Origin of the sequence: Spirosoma utsteinense (assembly GCF_014282275.1) — a bacterium.
Taxonomy (GTDB): Bacteria; Bacteroidota; Bacteroidia; order Cytophagales; family Spirosomataceae; genus Spirosoma; species Spirosoma utsteinense.
The window spans coordinates 1-815 of the sequence record NZ_VFIA01000167.1 but is presented as its reverse complement, the minus strand read 5'-3'; the positions used below and the strand labels follow the sequence as shown (position 1 = coordinate 815).

General features: G+C 48.2%; 1 protein-coding gene. It reads right to left on the bottom strand.

Going from position 1 to position 815, the window contains the following annotated elements; translation table 11 throughout:
* Nucleotides 1–37 precede the first annotated feature (37 nt).
* Complete coding sequence (locus FH603_RS28300) at nt 38–748, bottom strand: plasmid pRiA4b ORF-3 family protein (RefSeq protein WP_186742769.1); 711 nt, start codon at nt 746–748, stop codon at nt 38–40.
* Between the last annotated feature and the right edge of the window lie 67 nt (nt 749–815).

Sequence of the window (815 nt, the reverse complement as noted above, 5' to 3'; positions counted from 1 at the left end):
CCTGTATCAACTAAACCATCTGGTTAATCTGATACAGTTATGGCTCATCGGAATCGCCTTCTAATTCATCGTAACAGCCTTGGGCCTCCCAAAAACCGGAGCTACCCTTAAGTTGATACAGTTTAGTCAATTTTTGATTGACAGCTTTCAAGTCGAACCGCTCAGGCTGATGAGTAAAGTACCAGGCAGGCACATTATCCTCCAGTGGATTCTCACCCGCCTGTAATCGTTCCACCAATGTGTCCAACCAGTCATAGGCCCAGTAGCGTTGCGCATCGATTCGCTGACTATACACGGTTGGGCCTCCTGTCTCCTCAGGTGGACAAGCTCGTTTACCTTCTAAGCACCGTGGATGCAGATAGCGACCATCATCCAGGGTTATGGCTTCGATCCGAAGCTGATGAACCCAGCGATCATAATAATCATAGAGATAGTGAAAGGTATCATTGGTGCGTAATCCAAAATCGCCCAGCCGAGTGATCTGAGGGATACCTAGGAACTGATCGCCTTCTGTGTAGTCGATCCCGTATTGACGGCCAAAAATCTGAAAGTAATGCAGGTGCCAATTGTCCCAGCCCATGACTAACTGGACAATATGGTGCAGCTGAACCACGGTCGTATCTCCCTTGACGACAAACCGGCGATACACTTGCGGGTTGATGTCGAGTAGATGAATTTTAAGGTGATAGAGACACTCGTAGGGTTTAGCCGGAACAGGTTCAGGTGTCGGCCGTTTTGTCTTTTTCATGGGGTGACAACAGGCTTACCCTAAAGTACGAAAATCGTTGCTCCACCCCAGGCTTTTTTATGCTCTC